The sequence below is a fragment of the Prevotella pallens genome (genome assembly GCF_900454935.1).
GTDB classification, from domain to species: Bacteria; Bacteroidota; Bacteroidia; order Bacteroidales; family Bacteroidaceae; genus Prevotella; species Prevotella pallens.
Genome location: NZ_UGTP01000001.1, coordinates 1,055,908 through 1,073,854, shown reverse-complemented (window position 1 = coordinate 1,073,854; position 17,947 = coordinate 1,055,908). Strand labels below are relative to the sequence as shown.

19 protein-coding genes are annotated in these 17,947 nt (G+C 33.4%); 11 read left to right on the top strand and 8 right to left on the bottom strand.

Annotated elements, in window-relative coordinates; genetic code table 11:
* Nucleotides 1-10 precede the first annotated feature (10 nt).
* Both lpdA and DX009_RS04640 read left to right on the top strand, forming a co-directional pair.
* Nucleotides 11-1,369, top strand: coding sequence for a dihydrolipoyl dehydrogenase (gene lpdA, locus DX009_RS04645; protein WP_115083167.1), 1,359 nt, complete (start codon nt 11-13; stop codon nt 1,367-1,369).
* A gap of 366 nt (nt 1,370-1,735) precedes the next feature.
* Nucleotides 1,736-2,335 (top strand): riboflavin synthase, encoded by a 600-nt coding sequence (locus tag DX009_RS04640; RefSeq protein WP_115083166.1) that lies wholly within the window; start codon nt 1,736-1,738, stop codon nt 2,333-2,335.
* 131 nt (nt 2,336-2,466) lie between these two features.
* Here DX009_RS04640 and DX009_RS04635 read toward each other — a convergent pair whose 3' ends face one another.
* The 6 genes from DX009_RS04635 to uvrB all read right to left on the bottom strand — a co-directional run bounded on the left by DX009_RS04635 (nt 2,467) and on the right by uvrB (nt 9,758).
* Nucleotides 2,467-2,934, bottom strand: coding sequence for a nucleoside deaminase (locus tag DX009_RS04635; RefSeq protein ID WP_006045055.1), 468 nt, complete (start codon nt 2,932-2,934; stop codon nt 2,467-2,469).
* 37 nt (nt 2,935-2,971) lie between these two features.
* On the bottom strand, nt 2,972-3,628 hold the full coding sequence (locus tag DX009_RS04630) for an HD domain-containing protein (RefSeq protein ID WP_115083165.1): 657 nt from the start codon (nt 3,626-3,628) through the stop codon (nt 2,972-2,974).
* 4 nt (nt 3,629-3,632) lie between these two features.
* Nucleotides 3,633-4,592 (bottom strand): 1,4-dihydroxy-2-naphthoate octaprenyltransferase, encoded by a 960-nt coding sequence (gene menA / locus DX009_RS04625; RefSeq protein WP_115083164.1) that lies wholly within the window; start codon nt 4,590-4,592, stop codon nt 3,633-3,635.
* 12 nt (nt 4,593-4,604) lie between these two features.
* Nucleotides 4,605-6,968: a putative porin gene (locus DX009_RS04620; RefSeq protein ID WP_115083163.1), complete on the bottom strand. Its 2,364-nt coding sequence runs from the start codon at nt 6,966-6,968 to the stop codon at nt 4,605-4,607.
* Nucleotides 6,965-7,204 (bottom strand): hypothetical protein, encoded by a 240-nt coding sequence (locus DX009_RS04615; protein ID WP_006045059.1) that lies wholly within the window; start codon nt 7,202-7,204, stop codon nt 6,965-6,967. The genes DX009_RS04620 and DX009_RS04615 overlap by 4 nt, the downstream gene beginning before the upstream one ends.
* A 511-nt stretch (nt 7,205-7,715) precedes the next feature.
* The gene (uvrB, locus tag DX009_RS04610; RefSeq protein ID WP_006045060.1) at nt 7,716-9,758 is read right to left on the bottom strand and encodes an excinuclease ABC subunit UvrB; all 2,043 of its coding nucleotides are present in this window, start codon (nt 9,756-9,758) and stop codon (nt 7,716-7,718) included.
* A gap of 127 nt (nt 9,759-9,885) precedes the next feature.
* On the opposite strand from uvrB, the gene DX009_RS04605 reads away from it, so the two are divergent.
* The 6 genes from DX009_RS04605 to DX009_RS04580 all read left to right on the top strand — a co-directional run bounded on the left by DX009_RS04605 (nt 9,886) and on the right by DX009_RS04580 (nt 13,773).
* Nucleotides 9,886-10,719 (top strand): outer membrane protein assembly factor BamD, encoded by an 834-nt coding sequence (locus DX009_RS04605; protein WP_115083162.1) that lies wholly within the window; start codon nt 9,886-9,888, stop codon nt 10,717-10,719.
* Between the two features lie 32 nt (nt 10,720-10,751).
* Entirely contained in the window at nt 10,752-11,099 is a 348-nt protein-coding gene (locus tag DX009_RS04600) for a DNA-directed RNA polymerase subunit omega (RefSeq protein ID WP_006045062.1), read from the top strand.
* Nucleotides 11,096-11,548: a DUF4293 domain-containing protein gene (locus tag DX009_RS04595; protein ID WP_115083161.1), complete on the top strand. Its 453-nt coding sequence runs from the start codon at nt 11,096-11,098 to the stop codon at nt 11,546-11,548. Before DX009_RS04600 ends, DX009_RS04595 begins: the two co-directional genes overlap by 4 nt.
* A 104-nt stretch (nt 11,549-11,652) precedes the next feature.
* Nucleotides 11,653-12,642 carry an HU domain-containing protein gene (locus DX009_RS04590; protein WP_115083160.1) on the top strand — a complete coding sequence of 330 codons (990 nt, stop codon included), beginning with the start codon at nt 11,653-11,655 and terminating at the stop codon, nt 12,640-12,642.
* Nucleotides 12,639-13,169 (top strand): FHA domain-containing protein, encoded by a 531-nt coding sequence (locus DX009_RS04585; RefSeq protein ID WP_115083159.1) that lies wholly within the window; start codon nt 12,639-12,641, stop codon nt 13,167-13,169. Before DX009_RS04590 ends, DX009_RS04585 begins: the two co-directional genes overlap by 4 nt.
* Nucleotides 13,170-13,383: 214 nt before the next feature.
* Nucleotides 13,384-13,773 carry a DUF1573 domain-containing protein gene (locus DX009_RS04580; protein ID WP_006045066.1) on the top strand — a complete coding sequence of 130 codons (390 nt, stop codon included), beginning with the start codon at nt 13,384-13,386 and terminating at the stop codon, nt 13,771-13,773.
* Nucleotides 13,774-13,840: 67 nt separating this feature from the next.
* On the opposite strand, the gene DX009_RS04575 is transcribed toward DX009_RS04580, so the two are convergent.
* The gene (locus DX009_RS04575) at nt 13,841-14,173 is read right to left on the bottom strand and encodes a cupin domain-containing protein (RefSeq protein WP_006045067.1); all 333 of its coding nucleotides are present in this window, start codon (nt 14,171-14,173) and stop codon (nt 13,841-13,843) included.
* 1,057 nt (nt 14,174-15,230) lie between these two features.
* Between DX009_RS04575 and DX009_RS13510 the strand changes: the two genes are divergently transcribed.
* The 3 genes from DX009_RS13510 (at nt 15,231) to DX009_RS04560 (ending at nt 17,037) form a co-directional block, all read left to right on the top strand.
* The gene (locus DX009_RS13510) at nt 15,231-15,623 is read left to right on the top strand and encodes a hypothetical protein (protein WP_245944586.1); all 393 of its coding nucleotides are present in this window, start codon (nt 15,231-15,233) and stop codon (nt 15,621-15,623) included.
* 110 nt (nt 15,624-15,733) lie between these two features.
* Nucleotides 15,734-16,234 (top strand): low molecular weight protein-tyrosine-phosphatase, encoded by a 501-nt coding sequence (locus DX009_RS04565; protein ID WP_004363914.1) that lies wholly within the window; start codon nt 15,734-15,736, stop codon nt 16,232-16,234.
* Nucleotides 16,235-16,245: 11 nt separating this feature from the next.
* Entirely contained in the window at nt 16,246-17,037 is a 792-nt protein-coding gene (locus DX009_RS04560; RefSeq protein WP_115083157.1) for a YaaA family protein, read from the top strand.
* Between the two features lie 47 nt (nt 17,038-17,084).
* Here DX009_RS04560 and DX009_RS04555 read toward each other — a convergent pair whose 3' ends face one another.
* On the bottom strand, nt 17,085-17,921 hold the full coding sequence (locus DX009_RS04555) for a hypothetical protein (protein ID WP_006045070.1): 837 nt from the start codon (nt 17,919-17,921) through the stop codon (nt 17,085-17,087).
* Nucleotides 17,922-17,947 lie beyond the last annotated feature (26 nt).

The following is a 17,947-nucleotide window of genomic DNA, read 5'->3' as shown; positions in this document are numbered from 1 at the left end:
GCTTTATATTATGGAAAAAACCGATTTAATTATCATTGGAGCTGGTCCTGGTGGTTACCATACCGCTGTACACGCTGCGAAAGAAGGTTTAAAGGTTACCATCATTGAGAAAAGACATCCTGGAGGAACGTGTCTTAACGAAGGTTGCATTCCTACAAAAAGCTTTGCTCACGATGCTGATTTATATCGCAATCCTTTATTGTCATGCACAAGTAGCAACAATGTTGATTTCGCACGTATACAAGAACGCAAGACTAATGTAATAACTCAACTTCGCGAAGGTGTGAAAGGACTTTTATCTACGCCAGGCATTACATATATAGAAGGTGAAGCAAAGTTTATAGATAAAAAGATCATAGAAGTAAATGGCACACAGATGACTGCCGATAATATAATTATCGCAACAGGTTCACATGCTCGTTTACTTCCGTTTATTCCAGCTTTCAATACTCCAGAAGGAGAAGCTTTGAAGAATAAAGTTCTAACTTCAACAGAGTTACTAGATATAGACCACGTGCCACAGACAATGGCTATTATTGGTGCCGGAGTTATTGGTCTAGAATTAGCTTCAGCGTTTGAAACTTTTGGAAGTAAGGTTACCGTTATTGAGTTTTTGAAAGAATGCTTGCCTTCTATCGACTCTGATATTGCAAAACGATTGCGTAAAACATTAGAGAAACGTGGTATAAATTTCAATATGAATAGTGGCGTAAAGAGTATTGTGGCTACAGAGGACAAGAAGCAAGCTATTGTAACTTTTGAACAGAAAGGTCAAGAAAAGAAAGTTATTGCAGACATTGTACTCGTCGCAACAGGTCGTGCAGCCAATATTGAAGGTCTTGGACTTGAAATTGCAGGTATCAACTGTATAAAACAAGGCATCGAAACTAATGAACACTATGAGACTAATATTTCTGGTGTTTATGCTGTTGGCGATGTAAATGGCAAACAAATGCTTGCTCATGCTGCAAGTTTCCAAGGTACACATGTTATTAATCGTATTCTTGGTAAGGAAGATAAAATACGTTTTGATATTATGCCTGCAGCAGTATTCACTTATCCAGAGGCTGGTTCTGTTGGTTTGTCAGAAGATTCTTGCAAGAAAGATGGTATAAAATATATCGTAAAGAAAGGTTTTTACCGCTCTAATGGAAAAGCATTAGCAATGGAAGAAACAGAAGGTATGGTTAAGGTAATGGCAGATGAAAATGGAAAAATACTTGGTTGCCATATATTTGGAGCACATTCAGCCGACATTACACAAGAAGTTGCTGTACTTATGAATAATGATGCTACACTTACAGAACTTGCCAATATAATTCATATACACCCAACCATCGGTGAGGTTCTTTATGATACAATTATTTAAGTCAAATATTTGGCACATTAAAAAAAAGTACTACCTTTGTGCTTAGAAAGGAAAAATTATAGTCGTATCGATTTGATTGGGATAGTCATCAAATAAATCTGAAAAACCGAGAAGACTTCTCTTGACAATGGCGGGCCACATAAAACGCATTTAGCGACTAAGCTTTCGAGCCAGTGGATTACAAAAGCAGAGAGCTCTCTTATCATAGATACTCGGACTTTTCATCACATCATCGATGCGACTTTCTCAAATCCTCTCAAGACGAGGACAATAAAAGAGGTGGAGTTCCTAAAGGAGTTCCACCTTATTTTTTGTAAAGTAGTTATCTATATTTGTTTAATAAAAAAATTATAAAATAAAAGAATTATGTTCTCTGGAATTGTTGAAGAAATGGCAGAAATAATAGCCATCGAACGTTATAAAGAAAATATAGACTTCGTTTTAAAGTGTTCGTTTTCCAACGAATTAAAAATAGATCAAAGCATTGCGCATAATGGTGTTTGTCTTACGGTTGTTCGTCTGCAAGACGATACTTACACTGTAACAGCTATGAAAGAAACTTTAAGCAGGTCAAATCTTGGTTTATTAAAGGTTGGCGATCGTGTAAATATAGAGCGTTCTATGTTAATGAATGGCCGATTAGATGGTCATATCGTTCAAGGTCATGTCGATGAAATTGCTCATTGTATTGCTATGGAAGATGCAGATGGTAGTACCTACTTCACTTTTAAATATAAAAATGATAAAAAAATGGCGGAGCGAGGATACTTTACGGTCGATAAAGGTTCAGTTACTGTAAATGGAGTTTCGTTAACTGTATGTGAGCCAACCCTTGATACATTCAAAGTGGCAATTATTCCTTATACACGTGAAAATACAAATTTCTGCGATATGAAAATAGGAAGTGTTGTTAATGTTGAATTCGACATACTTGGTAAGTATATAGCAAGACTTAATAGCTTATAAACTTAAAAATTCTATCAAAGTAGAAATCTATGTTCTAATAGATAGAGCATAGATTTTTTATATGTCCATATTTTAAAGTAAATTCATTATACCTTCAAGATAAAAGAATGTAACATTATATCTACTTTTATCTAATATTCCATCTTATCATCTTTTAATGTCCACATTCTGAAAGCATTACTAGCCTCCTTATGGAGTAAAATTTCGGAAGGTTTCTTTCTATATTTTGGTTCTATAGCTAGTTCTTTATAGATAAAATCATCATCGAAACCTATTTCGGAAGCATCTTTACGATTGTTCCCATAATAAATTTTAGCGAGATGTGCCCAATAAATAGCTCCAAGACACATTGGACAAGGTTCGCATGAGGTATAAATTTCACAATCGGTAAGTTCGAATGTATTCAGTTTTTCGCATGCATTGCGTATTGCACAAACTTCAGCGTGGGCTGTAGGATCGTTGTTTATAGTAACCTTATTGCTTCCTTCGGCTATTATTTCTCCGTTTTTGGCTATTAAAGCTCCAAATGGACCACCACCATTTCGAACACTTTCTTCTGATAACTCGATAGCTCTGAGCATTAATTCTTTCTTCGTCATAGTTTCTTTGTTATATAAACAGTACAATTGTTATTGTTTATTGTATCTGTTTCTGTTCAGATTGTTTAAATATTTCATTATATAATTCATCGAAGATTTTTCTTAATTCAGATTGTCTACTTATTAATTCACGAATAACCTCTAGTTTCTTTGCATTAGGCGAGTTTGGTATCCATAAACGTATGTATCCTTTTCTTCCATATTTTTCATTAATATGATGATTGAAACGTTCCCATTGCTCTTCCTTATTTTTCTCCGGATAATTTTCCAATCCGTATAAAACTGTACGCGAGAAAACTATATTAAAATCTAATTCCCTATCGGCTTCTGCAACAATTTTTCCGTAAATACTACGTGGAACACGCGAACTACTAGCACGATGGTCTTCTACAGCTTCTTTCATAATACGTAGTTGTTCTGTGGAGAACCATTTCTTTAGTCGTGCATCGGCAGCTAAAATTTTACCACTTGTTATATGATGAATAGCACGTGGACCCTCCATTCCTAAATCATGATAGGCTGCTGAAACATATACCATATTTGGATTAGCACCTGTTACAGAGACCAGCTCAAGTGCATTCTTAATAACTCTTTGTACATGTCCTATCCCATGCGACCTTCCAAAAGCATTATATCGTGGTAGAATTTGTTGTTCTACAAATTCCATAAGATCTAAATCTACCTTGTTATCCATCTTTTTATAACTTTATTAAAAGTATTCCTATTGTTGCCAATAGCCCATAAACAAACATATTGCGAGCTGTTTGCCCTAATACGTTGTTCAGTTCTCTACCAACTTTTATTCTTTTCATTTCGTTCCACGTTCTTATATGAAACAAAAGATAGAGAAGTACTACGGCATTGCTAAGAATATTCATAGTTCCATTGGTAGAAGTAAAGACTATTGCCATAAGGCATACACCCATTATACCCAACCAAAGATATAGTTTTTCTGTCCTTTTTTCGCCAATACGCACAACAAGTGTGTATTTATTGGCTTGCTTATCGTTTGTTCGATCACGATAATTATTCACAACAAGCAAAGTATCTATAATTAATCCACAGGCAATAGAAGCTATAAACACTTGCCAAGTAACAGTTTGTGCCACTTTAGGTAATATAACATAATAGGTCATACAAACTGGTACAATGCCAAAGAAAATAAGTACAAGTAAGTCGCCTAAACCTAAATAAGACAGCTTTGTGGTGTAAAGAAAGCAAAAAGCAACACAAAACATTCCAACAACAATCATTCTCCAACCACCATAATATATAAGTGGCAGTCCAACAATACAAGCTAATATTGTAGTAAGAAAGAGTCCTCTTCGCATTGCACGTAATGTTATCCAGCCCTCACTACAAGCACGTTTAGGTCCAAGTCGCGTTTCACTATCATCGTTTCCTTTCAAACAGTCGAAATAATCGTTCACAAAATTAGCATCTATTTGCATAATGAAAGCGAAGAATACACATAAAACAGCAGGAATAATTTGGAAACGCTCCCACCCTATGTCTATAAAAGCAAAAGCAATACCTATCATTATAGGCACACTTGCTCCTGTAAGTGTTTTAGGACGTGCTGCAAGAATCCATGCATTTAACGAATTTACCTTAACATTTGTCTCCAATTTTGATAGTAAATCTTTTGTTTCCGACATTTGTTTAGTTAATTAATTAAAGAAGTCCCAACTTATTCCGAAGCGTAATATTCTCTGATTAAGTGGATAATGCGGAGTAAAGAAATAATCGCCACTATCTCCACTATTAATATGCGACATCATTATAAAGAAACGTGTATGTTGTAACTTAAAGTTAGCATAAGCATTAAATATAGGATAATTACCTATCTTTGTTTTACTAGCTTCTGTTTCTTGTATTCCAAATGAACCGATACCTGGAATATATTCTGGAGCATAATATTTGGTAAAATATCTTCCATCTATACCAAGGTCGCAATCTAAAACTCTTGCTATTTTAAAGCGAATAAAAATATTGCTATAAACATTCAGTGCAGGAACTGGCAGAACTATATCGTTGCTTGATTTTTGATATGTAATGAGGTTTTGCCAATTAACTATTCCAAACTTAAAGTTTTGTTGCAATTGAAGTGTAAACAAACTTATCGCACCTGCATGTTGTCTTACATTTACTTTATTGTTCTGTACAAGATAATTATTACCACTTACTATGCGGTCGTTTTGTAAGCCAAAGTAGGTATAATCTTTTAATACATCATAGCCAACACGAAGTTGTGTTTTAGTTTTCTTTAGCGCAAATGCCCCTAATATACGAGAATGTATTTGTTTATCGAGATTATTTTCCCACCAGAAATGTCGCGAATGGAACATATTCATATAGAAAGTTGGGGCTGTTCTATGAAAAAAGGCTGTAGCGGCAAATTGAACTGTATCTCCTAAAAGAGGAAAATTAAGATCTGCCGTACCATCTATTTTGAGCTGTCCTGCCCTATCGCCTACTAGATATGTTTCCGCACTTATATTATAATGTAAGGTTTTTCCGTTTGTCTTTAGCAATTGTCCTCCAATAGAAACATCATTTTTGTTTATTTTTTCATATCCGCCAAATAAAGAGACTGTTGACGGTGGAGTTACCGTTTGCAATACAGGCAATTCATAGTGTCTCAGTTCGTGAGAAACAAATGCTTTTAAGCCTGCTTTAGCCCATTTATTAAATCCTTCTAATAATGCAATTGCAAAAGTATTATGGAGCGACCAATGTTTTGTTTGGTCATAAATAGAATCATTTGCAGTTACTGTATTGTAATAATAATTATTTGCATAATAAGAAGTTGGTGTTTCGTATGCCTGATAAATTCTTCTGAAGTTATCAAAACGTACAGTATGAATAAAACTAGTTACAGGTACATATTCGTTTTTCATCCACTTATTTGTCGAATCATTTACGGCTACATCTTTTTGTTGCGCATCGTGAATGTTAAAACCTTTCAATTGGTTGCTATTATTAATAGTATCATTCAATACTGTCTGATTAGTTGTATTATTAGCTTTCTCCTCATCTTTTATATGTGCATTAAATTCTTCTTCATTAAAAGTTTCGCCATTTTGCTTTGCTTCTTCTATTGCTTTCTTTCGTGCTTCATTTATTTCTTGTGCTTTTTTTGATTTTATGGCAAACTCTTTTGCTTTTATTTCATCCTTCGTCATTGGAACCTTTCTATAGAATCCTAAACTGTAACGATGATTAAAGAAAATGTGCTGATTGTCGTTTCTATTCCAATTTCGTGTTAAGACTGTTGGAATTTCATTTGTTTCAAACGATTCGTTAAACATATCGGGGTGTGTAATATATGCATCGTTTGTTATGCCTCCATTTTCAGCTACTTTCTGATGATTTAGAGATAGAAGAAGATTTGCCTGATACTTTTCACCTGTATACGAACCCCATAAAGCATAATCGATGAGCGAAGTGCTTTGATTACTGTAATAGCCTCGTCCATAAAGATAGTCGAATTTAAATCCAAATCCCCACATTTTACCAGCGTTTACTGCAAATAAAGCTCTAAATTGGTCTTCGCCATTAGTGCGATTTCCAGCAGTACTATAAGAAAGATTTGTTATAGGAGATAAAGTTGATGTAAAAAGAAATTTTGAAGGAGGAACAACAAATTTATCATAAGGTGCAATAAAAATAAACTCTGGCTGTGTAGTTCTATCTATGAATATACGATTTAGACGGGGAGATCCTAAATTTCCTAACGAATTGTATTCGCCTCTTAGTCCTGTGGTAAAGAAAGAATTCATAAACATCTCCGACAGAGTATCTGGTTGAGCTGTTTTTCTATCTCCAAAACGTTCATCAATAGTCCATACTTTCACCCCGCGAGGAACTTCTTTATGTTGGCTTTGTATAGAGTCTGAAATACCAAATTTTTTATCACGTTTAGTATTCTCTGTTGCAAACGTGCCATTGTCCGATATATCATTATAATCTTGCGCAGAAGAAACCAATGATATAGTAAGAAAACTAATAATCAGGAATATATATTGTTTCATTGATTAAATAATCGAAGTGCAGCTTCAGCGAATTTAAAAACCATTGACGATAAAATAATGATAATTCCAATTGTTTGATCGGCTAAAGCAAAATAGAATATAACTCCAATAACAGCACCAACCATAAAAATTATATTAAGCCATTGACGCAGTGCCGAAACTTTATTTTTATTTTCTCGTAGCGGACGTCTATTATGATGGGGACGCACCAAATTGCTTTCGTTTTCTTCTGCCATAATCTCTTTTTATATAGTTCCATTTTTATTAACTCCTGTCTCGCATAGAGTAGAGAAAGAAGTGATAAATAGAAAGAACATTTGTTTAAAAGAATTCTATTTAATTAGTTATAACAAATAAATTTGTACAGCAAAGTTATAAAAAAATACTTGATTGTTGCTTTCTCACTAAACATTTAACGTTCATTTGTAATTTTAGTTTGCATTCTTAATCTATAGGGTTGTAAGATTTAAGTTTTATAGGTAACATTATTAAAATGAAAGACGCTAAAAATCACAACATTAAGGTTGGTTATGTTTACATATATAAGAACAAAACACCTTTTCAAATACATTTTTCAGAATTTATAATAAGAAAATGAAAAAATATAATTATTATTTTTAATTTTCTTATTATATTTCATTTGCATTTTAATAAGAAAAAACAGGCTTTGTTTTTTTAAGAAAGCTACGTATAAAACAAAAACAGGAAGCCTGCAATAGACATTTTTTATATATCGTTTCCTAAAACCTATTTTTGTTCCAATTCTGCTTGTAAGCGTAATATTTCATCACGATATTGTGCAGCTTGTAAGAAATCAAGATTCTTTGCAGCCTCCTTCATTAATGCGGTTGTATTCTGAATACTCTTTTCGAGTTGCTCTTTTGTCATTTTCAATACAATAGGATCTGCCACCATAGGAATTTCTTCAGACTGAATATTGTATTTTTGCGCCTTCATTTTTTCGTTTGCAATATTAGCACTCATCGAAATGTTTTTTGTTGTTGGCAATATCTCCTTTATTGAACGTTTAATTTGTGTAGGAGTAATATGATGTTGCGCATTATATTCCAATTGTTTTTCACGTCTTCGTAAAGTTTCATCAATAGTTTTTCGCATACTTTCTGTTACACTATCAGCATACATAATAACTTTTCCATTTACATTTCTAGCAGCTCTACCCGCTGTTTGTGTAAGACTTCTATGACTACGAAGAAAACCCTCTTTATCTGCATCAAGAATAGCCACTAATGAAACTTCAGGCAAATCTAATCCTTCACGTAAAAGATTTACTCCAACTAAAACATCATAAATTCCACTACGTAAATCGTTTATAATTTTAATTCTATCTAAGTTTGCAACATTACTATGTATATAAGCAGCCTTTACATTATGGTTTAATAAATATTCGGTTAATTCTTCTGCCATTCTTTTTGTAAGAGTTGTAACAAGAATACGCTCATGCCTTTCTACCCTCTCCAGGATTTCGCCCATTAAATCATCAATTTGATTTATAGATGAACGAACTTCTATTTCGGGATCGAGCAATCCTGTAGGACGAATAAGTTGTTCTACAACAACTCCATCAGACTCTTCTAATTCAAAATTTGCAGGAGTAGCTGATACATAAATTATTTGATGAATAAGACTATGGAATTCTTCGAATTTTAACGGACGATTATCAAATGCAGCTGGTAATCTGAAACCAAATTCCACCAAATTCTTTTTTCGCGCCCTATCTCCACCATACATCGCGGAGATTTGAGGAACACTAACATGGCTTTCATCAATAATAATAAGATTATCTTTTGGAAAGAAGTCCAATAGACAATAAGGTCGTTGTCCCTCTTCTCTACCATCAAAATAGCGAGAATAGTTTTCTATTCCAGAGCAATGACCTAATTCTTTTATCATTTCAACATCATATTCTACGCGTTCTTTAATACGTTGAGCCTTAATACTATCTCCAGCTTCGTTAAAGAAATCAATTTGTTTCACCAAATCGTCTTGTATGTTTCTAATAGCAATTTCTGTTTGTTCTTTTGACGTTACGAAAAGATTAGCCGGATAAATCTCATATTCCTCGAAAGAACCTAATCGATGATAAGAAATAGAATCAACTTCTTCTATTGCATCAATTTCATCGTCCCACCAAGTAACCCTCAATATATTATCGCTATAAGCCATTGCTATATCAACAGTATCACCTTTTACTCTAAAATTACCCCGTTGTAAATCAATATCATTCCGAACATATAAGGCATCTACTAAGCGACGTAAGAAGATATTGCGGTCAAGAATCTGTCCTTTCTTTATCTGTATAACATTATTCCGCATTGCAACAGGTCCACCCATACCATAAATACAAGAAACAGACGATACAACAATTACATCTTTTCTACCTGATAATAATGCAGAAACAGCAGAAAGACGTAGCTTATCTATTTCATCATTTATAGCTAAATCCTTTTCTATATAAGTATCTGTAGATGGTAAATAAGCTTCAGGCTGATAATAATCGTAGTATGAAACATAATATTCAACAGCATTTTGAGGAAAGAAGCCTTTCATTTCCTCAAAAAGTTGTGCTGCCAAAGTTTTATTATGCGACAAAATAAGAGTGGGTTTATTTACATTCGCAATAACATTTGCCATTGTGAATGTCTTTCCAGAACCAGTTACCCCTAACAAGACTTGGCTTTTATCGCCACGCTTTATACCTTCTGTTAATTCTCGTATAGCCTCCGGCTGATCGCCAGTAGGTTTGTATTTTGATGTTAGTTTAAAATCCATATAGTAATACAAAGTTAGTAAAAAACGATATATAATAACCCCCTTAGATGTGTTTTTTTACTAAAAAAGTAATATCACCTTTGTTTATTATGAAATTATATGTAACTTTGCATTTCAAAATTAATTTATGAAGAAGAATATTCTCATTAGCTTTATTCTTTCACTCCTCGTAGTGAGTTGTGCACAAGAATATAATCAAGTGTATAAAAGTACGAACTATACATATAAGTATGAGTTCGCAAAAGAATGTTTTGCACGTGGGAAATATAGTGCTGCAGTTCCATTACTCCAAGATTTAGTAACCATTCAGAAAGGTACTGATAATGCACAAGAATGCCTTTATATGTTAGCAATGGCAGAATATGAGCTACGTGATTACGAAGCAGCTTCAGAAGCTTTTAAAAAGTATTATCAAACATATCCACAAGGATATTATGCAGAAATGGCTTCATTTTATATAGGACAAAGTTTATATGAAGGAACGCCTGAAGCACGTTTAGACCAAACGCCAACTGTTGCAGCTATTGCAGCTTTTCAAGATTACTTAGATTTATATCCCAATGGGAAAATGAAAGGAACTGCACAGCAACGATTATTCGCTTTGCAAGATAAATTAATTCGTAAAGAATATTTAAATGCAAAGCTTTATTATAACTTAGGTTCATACTTCGGCAACTGCGGAAACGATGGTGGCAATAACTATGAAGCTTGCATTATTACCGCACAAAATGCGTTAAATGATTATCCATATTCAGCATTGCGTGAAGATTTTGCAACACTCATTATGAAAAGTAAATATGAATTAGCGCAAATGAGTGTCGAAGAAAAGAAATTGCAACGCTATCAAGACGCAGAAGATGAATGCTACGGCTTTATAAATGAATATCCAGATTCGAAAGAACGAGGAACAGCCGAGAAATACATTGAAAAGTGTAAAGAGTTTATAGCAAAAGCAAAATAAAGAATTAATAAGCATAAAATAAACATAAGTAAATGGATTACAAGAAATCTAAGGCACCGGTAAATACCATAACTCGTGATATGGTAGAACTATGGACAGAGACTGATAACATATACGAAAGTGTTGCAATCATAGCCAAGCGTGCTAATCAAATTTCAGTTGAAATAAAGCAAGACCTCAGTAAAAAACTTGCAGAGTTTGCTTCTTATAGTGATTCTTTAGAGGAAGTTTTCGAAAATCGCGAACAAATAGAAATTAGTAGATATTATGAGAAACTTCCAAAACCTACTTTATTGGCAACTCAAGAATTTTTAGATGGTAACATCTATTGGCGCGATCCTGCAAAAGATAATATAGAAGACGAAGCATCTCAAGTATGATACAACGGAAACAGACCATCTTTCTTCTTTTATCATTCATTATTCTTATTATTTGCCTTTGTATGCCAATTGGCTTAATAAGTTCTAATGGTATGATGCCTGCAAGTGAGATGACAAATTTATGGATAGTGAGTGCAAATGGAATGAAAGATTTTAAAGTATGGCCATTATTTGCTATCCTACTTGTAACACTTCCGTTACATTTATTCACAATAATGGATTATAAAAATAGGAAACGGCAGATAACTTTCTGTATTCTTATTATATTACTCATTATTTTGTGGTCTCTTGCATATTTGCTACTTTGCCAATTTATGTTAGAGGGACAAGAATTTCATATTAAAGTTACATCATTTTTACCTTGCATCTCGTTTATCCTAATTATATTGGCGAGACGAGCAATTAAAGCTGACGAAGCTCTTGTGCGTGCAGCTGATAGAATAAGATAAAAAACACTGTAAATACATAAAAAACTTATTATCAGAAAGGTAATAAGTTTTTTATTGTATGTAGAGTTTGCTGCTTAAAAGGAAAATCCGTAAATTTGCAAACAATGCTAAGAATAGATCGACATATTGAGATATTATTATTGGAAAATGATTGTATCATTGTCCCTGGACTTGGTGGATTTGTTGCATATTATAGCGAAGCATACTACGAAGAAGCCGAAAATATATACCTTCCACCTTATCGTACTGTCGGTTTTAATCCTGTGCTAAAAATGAATGATTCGCTGCTTGCTCAATCGTATATTGAAACTTACGACTTAAGCTATCCTGAAGCAATGCGAGAAATTGAATTAGAAGTTAATAGTATTCTTGATTCTTTAGCCGAAGTTGGTTGCTTCGAATTAAAAGGACTTGGAGTTCTTAAACGTGAAGGCACCGACAAAATAGCATTTGAACCTTACGAAGGTGGCTTATTAACTCCTAAATACTATGGACTTTATTATTTTGAAATAGAGAAATATCATAATAAAGAAAATACAGAAGAGCAAAGTGTCTTAATAAAGAAGGGGAGAAACACAAGGCAACATTCCTTTTATATTGACACAGATAATGATGGAGAGAAACAACTAAATGTAAGTATTAAGCTTATAAAGGATATTGTGGTTGCTGCTTTTCTGATTACATTTATATTTGTGGTTGGATTTACATCAGAGAAACACACAAATAGTATACCTAAAGAAATAAAAAGTGGTGTATTTTGTGAACTATTTAATTCAACAGAATCTATTAAGAAACAGAAAAGTTCTCTGAGAAAACCAAAACATTTAAATAGTAAAATACCAACTCAAACTTCCAATTTTTATTGGAGTTTAGTTTTAGCAAGCCACGTAACAGAGAAAAATGCAAATGGTTTCATTAAGAAACTTCAGCAAGAAGGATTTAAAGATGCATACATATATAAAGGTTCTGGAAGTGTAAAAGTTATATACGGACGATATAAAAGTGCTCAAATTGCAGCAAACCAACTGAGCAATCTCAGAGGTAATGACAGTTTTGAGCAAGCATGGATTTTAAAGATTAGAAGCAATATATGAAAAAGATACGTTGCCCTAAATGCAAGAACTTCATTATTTTTGATGAAACAAAACACACAATAGGACAGAGACTCTCTTTTAATTGTCCTACGTGTAATAAACAATTTAGCATTAAATATGGAGTCTCAACAAATAAAGACAATCTTCCTCAGAAAAAGACTTTAGATGATTTAAATGGAGATACACTCGATTATGGTTCATTATATGTAATTGAAAATGTATTTCATTATAAACAGGTGCTACCATTGCAGTTGGGAAAGAATACAATAGGTCGTTATATGAAGGGAAATCCTATTACTTGTCCAATAGAAACTGATGATCCTAGTGTTGATATGACACATTGCAGTATCAATGTAACGAGAAACAAAAGAGGTATTTTAGAATATGAATTAAAAGATGGTCCTTCAAATACAGGGACATTTGTTGATAATGAAATTCTTGCTGACAATGAGCGCAGAAGAATTTCAGATGGAACTCTATTCACTATTGGAGCTACAAGTATAATTCTTCGTACAAAAAAAGAGTAACAAAGCATATAACAACAAATTTCTTTGCTTTTAGTGTTCCACTGTTTATACACACGAACAAAGTAGTCCTATTGTAGCACTCAGATATATTCTTATATCTCTAATGGACGTTAAGTTATAAGATGGTAATGTTAATTTAAATAAATTACGAAAGAAAGAATAAACTTTATCATTATTTTTGCATCATAATTAAAACCAAAAAAAGAATAAATATATGAAGAAGTTAGTATTAATGATTTTGTTTATGACAATAGGCATAACTATGGTGTCTGCACAAAATCAAGCTGAGTTTAAATTCGACCAGATAACAATTAATGTTGGTACATTTCCTGCAAGTTCTCCTGTGAAAAAGGCTGTATTTACTTTTACGAACGTAGGAAATGCTCCTTTAGTTATAAACGAGGTAATAGCCAGTTGTGGTTGTACAATACCTAAATATGATAGGCGTCCTATTGCTCCTGGACAAAAAGGTTCAATTGAAATAACATATAATGGGCAAGGAAAGTTTACAGGACATTTTAAAAAGAGCATTACGATAAAGTCTAATGCAAGAACTGAAATGACACGTATATATATAGAAGGTGTTATGGAAGGTGGAAAATAACTAAGATTGTTCTATAATAAAATAAGGTGAGAGATTAAAAATAGTCTCTCACCTTATTTTATGGTGCTTAACCTAAAGTAGGAACTATAGCAAGATATACAACATCGTGGTCGGTATTGTTTTCAAACCAATGGTTATGTCCTTCAGGACAATAATGCATCTGCCCTACTCTAACTATTTCTTTCACACCATCACAATATGCTGTTAGTTCTCCACTAATTACATACATCACTTCAAATGTTCCACTATGAAGATGCTCTCCACTTCGTGCTCCCGGTCGGAGTGTTGAATACATAATACGCGCCTTATTGTCTACATAAGCACGAGTATCTAACTTTCCTTCTCCCCCTTTGAAACCTTCTATGTGTTCCTCTGTTATTTTATCAAAATCTATTACCATAATTACATTTTTTAGACCGGTGCAAAAATACAAATATTTTGGTGCTTTGCAAAATTCTTATGAATAGTTTGGTTCTAAAACTGTTTTGAGAACTTACTAAGACCTTAGTAAATAAAAGAAATATAACAATAGCTGAACAAAACAACCATATATTGAAAGCACACCGCTAAATAGTGTGTATAGAGCACTACTATACAAGTGCGCAATAATGTTTCCATTTCATTCTTTTGCTTCTAATATATATCCGTAACGTTTTTATAAGCAAGATACATTATTTTTTAATGCTAAGCGCAGTTTTATTTACACGTAAATAAAGTTCTACTTACACGTAAGTAAAGTTTTACTTACACGTAAATAAAGTTTTACTTACGTGTAAATAATAATGTTTAATCAGTATCTCGTTGATACGAGACGTGCGTGTAGATGTTTCATTAGTGTAGATTAATATTAAAATCAACTATTAAAACATCAGCAAATTCTATTGTCGAAAGTATCGTTTTACTTTATTACGAATACATAGCGTTCGCAGCAAGTTAGAAATGGAAATAGGACACCAACAAGAAAATAAAATCTGCCAAATTGATAATAAGCTAATGTTTGGCTAAACTGTATTATGTAAAGATATAGATATTAACGTTAAAATGTAGAGAAAGATACTGCTATATAGAATTAAAACTATAAATTTGCACTGCCGAATTAGAATATTAAGCAAAGTTGAACATTCGGCATAGGTGCTATTAATGTATAACCTGCTTTATTAAATTAAAAGGGAATACTATTTTTTTATGAAATAACTTACAACAATATGGAATCTATAATTGCAAACGCATTTGCGATCATTCTGCTTTGGCTTATATATTATGCAATATTTAAATACTCGAAACCTCTCCCCATTCCAAGCCTTAAAACACTTCCCATTTGGGCAATAGTATCTATATTGTTAGAAACATTTGCATTTATTGCAACCGTCTATTTGCTGTTAAATTCTAATTTTTCGTTTCAGCCATTTTCGTTTTGTGGCTATACGGTATCTCTCCTCTCCATAGTAAGTTGCATTATGCCCCTCTTATGGCTAAGTAGCATTGGTATAGTGTTTATAGTTGCAAAAAATAGTTGGGTACGTAAGAATCCAAAATATGGTAGGTTAATACTACCAGAAAAATTTAAGTCTCAACATATTGAATGTGTATCAATTCAAAGTGTCGATGGCATTGTAAATGGTCGTGGCGCTTGCTTTTCATCGACAAAAGGCTATTTAATAGCCAAAGGTAAACACAAAATAGAGTTAGAATGCTTTGAATATAATATATTTAAAAAGAGCTTTGCCCATAACACACTATACAGTAAAACTATTACTATAGATGTTGTTCCAGGTGTTTGCTATACAATAGAAGCTCTACTTGATAAGAAAAACTTCAGTGTTTCGCGCAGTTTAGAAGGCTCTAAATAGAGACTACTTTTATGAAGTTTTGTATATAGCCCTAAACTAAATGATAAATTAAGTAGGAAGAAAACTTTAGCATACATAAAAATACAGATTACAAATAAGGATATCAGAATATGAATACTCCATCAAATAAAGCAAACCATTATAAATTACTATTTATTTGTTTAGGAAACATTTGTCGTTCGCCAGCAGCAGATGCAGTAATGCATCGTTTGGTAGAAAGCAAAGAACTGTCGCATAAGTTTAGTATCGATTCTGCAGGAATTGGCAATTGGCATGTTGGCGACCTACCAGATAGAAGAATGCGCGAACATGGAGCAAAACGCGGCTATAATATTAACCACATAGCACGACAATTTAATAAAGCAACAGATTTTGATGCGTTCGACTATATCATCGTAATGGATAACGACAACTATTCAGAAATATGCGCACAGGCAAAGAATGCAGAACAACGAAACAAAGTGGTTAAGATGAAAGATTTCTTTTCGCAGTATAAAGGCGAAGAATCAGTACCCGACCCATACTATGGAGGTGCAGAAGACTTTGAATTTGCATTAGATTTGATAGAAGATGGTTGCGAAGGCATATTAAACTGGCTTGCTGATATTTAAAAAACAAACGTATGCAAATTATTCTTTCATCGGCTAAACTAATGAAGGCTGTAACAAAAATGGAACAAAATAAATATACAGTTCCATTATTCCAAAACAAAGCAGAAAGCTTTGCATTAGAATTAGCACAGCATTCTATTGAAGAACTAAAACAGGAACTAAAATGTAGCACAAGTTTAGCCCAAGTGGCTAAGCAGAACTTTATCGATTTCTTTAATCAAGAAAATAAGCTGCCTGCAATTTTAGCATATAACGGACAAGCCTATAAATGTTTAAAGGCACATACACTTACAAATAGCGATATGGAGTTTGCTAATAAACATTTGTGGATATTAAGTTTCTTGTATGGAATGTTACGCCCACATAACTTAATACACCCATATAGACTCGAAGGAAAAATTGTACTCAACGCAAGCAATGATAGAAGTGTTTTCGACTATTGGAAGCCTCTGCTAACCGATGTACTAATAAAATCGGTAAAAGCAGACGATGGCATTCTATTGCATTTGGCTACAGAAGAGTATCAGCATATATTCGATTGGAAGAAAGTGCTAAACGAGGTATCTGTTGTTCAGCCACTTTTTAAAGTCTTTAATGGCACGAAGCTAAAAAACATAACGGTTTATGCAAAAAGCTGTCGCGGTGCTATGACACGATATGTTCTTCAAAACAAAATAACAGCTCCAAAACATTTAATGGGCTTTGAATACGAAGGATTTACATTCTCGGCTGCAGCATCTTTACTTAATAAAGTTCCTAAAGGACTAACCGAAGTGCTTTGGCAGCTTTCCGAAGAAGTATAATCTAAGTTTTAATTAGATGCACATATTGTGTAGTCAGAGATAGTTGTCTATTCTTCTATCTCCGATAGTCCCTTAATAAAACCATTAATAAAGTTACTAGTAGTTTCTATTGGCGCATAGCTTATATATTTGTAGCTTCTACGAAGGTTTCTACGCAACATTTTCCCATTGTTTTGTACAAACCCTGCGGAATTTTGCCTAAAGTGCCATTCGCCAGCGGTATCCTTAACCAAATTTGAAATAATCTTTATGGTTAGTTTATAAGCAACTGGTTCTTCCTTTTTCACGAAGTCTATCTCGTCTTTCTCAAATCCAAATACCGCAATAAGAATGCTCCCCTGAAGTTGTGCCATACGCTGCAGATGGAGTGCCGAAAGCCATTTCTCTAACTTTAAGAAATCAACTTTATCGCCCTTATTTCTTAAGAACTGCCCTAACCTTATAATGGCATCAAGATTTATACCACGATTAAGCATTGCGTTCGTATTAAAGACAATAAGTTGCAGCATTCTTAATGTTTCGGTAGATGTATCTATACTATGCATCTCGTTATAGATTATCTTATGATACCTCTTATTCAGCCACTTATTACTAAGTTCCGCATCATCTCCAATAATTTTATCGTCTTCTTGTCTGCTACTTTGCTTCTCGTCTTGTAAATCTAACTTAGCTTGAATCTCGTCTATGAGTTTAGCTGGTAAATTCAGATTTTTATCGTTGGCATTGTTGTTTACACCTCGCACGAAATAATCGAGTACGTTTTGAAACATCACAATCTCGTACAGTCTTCTCCATTTAAATGACGACATAGCCTCTATCGTTGATTTATCGTTGAAGGCTCCAGAACGAATAAGCTTGAAGAAATTGCGTTGTATAATGTCCATTCTATTTTTGCTTTATAGCGTTTTGT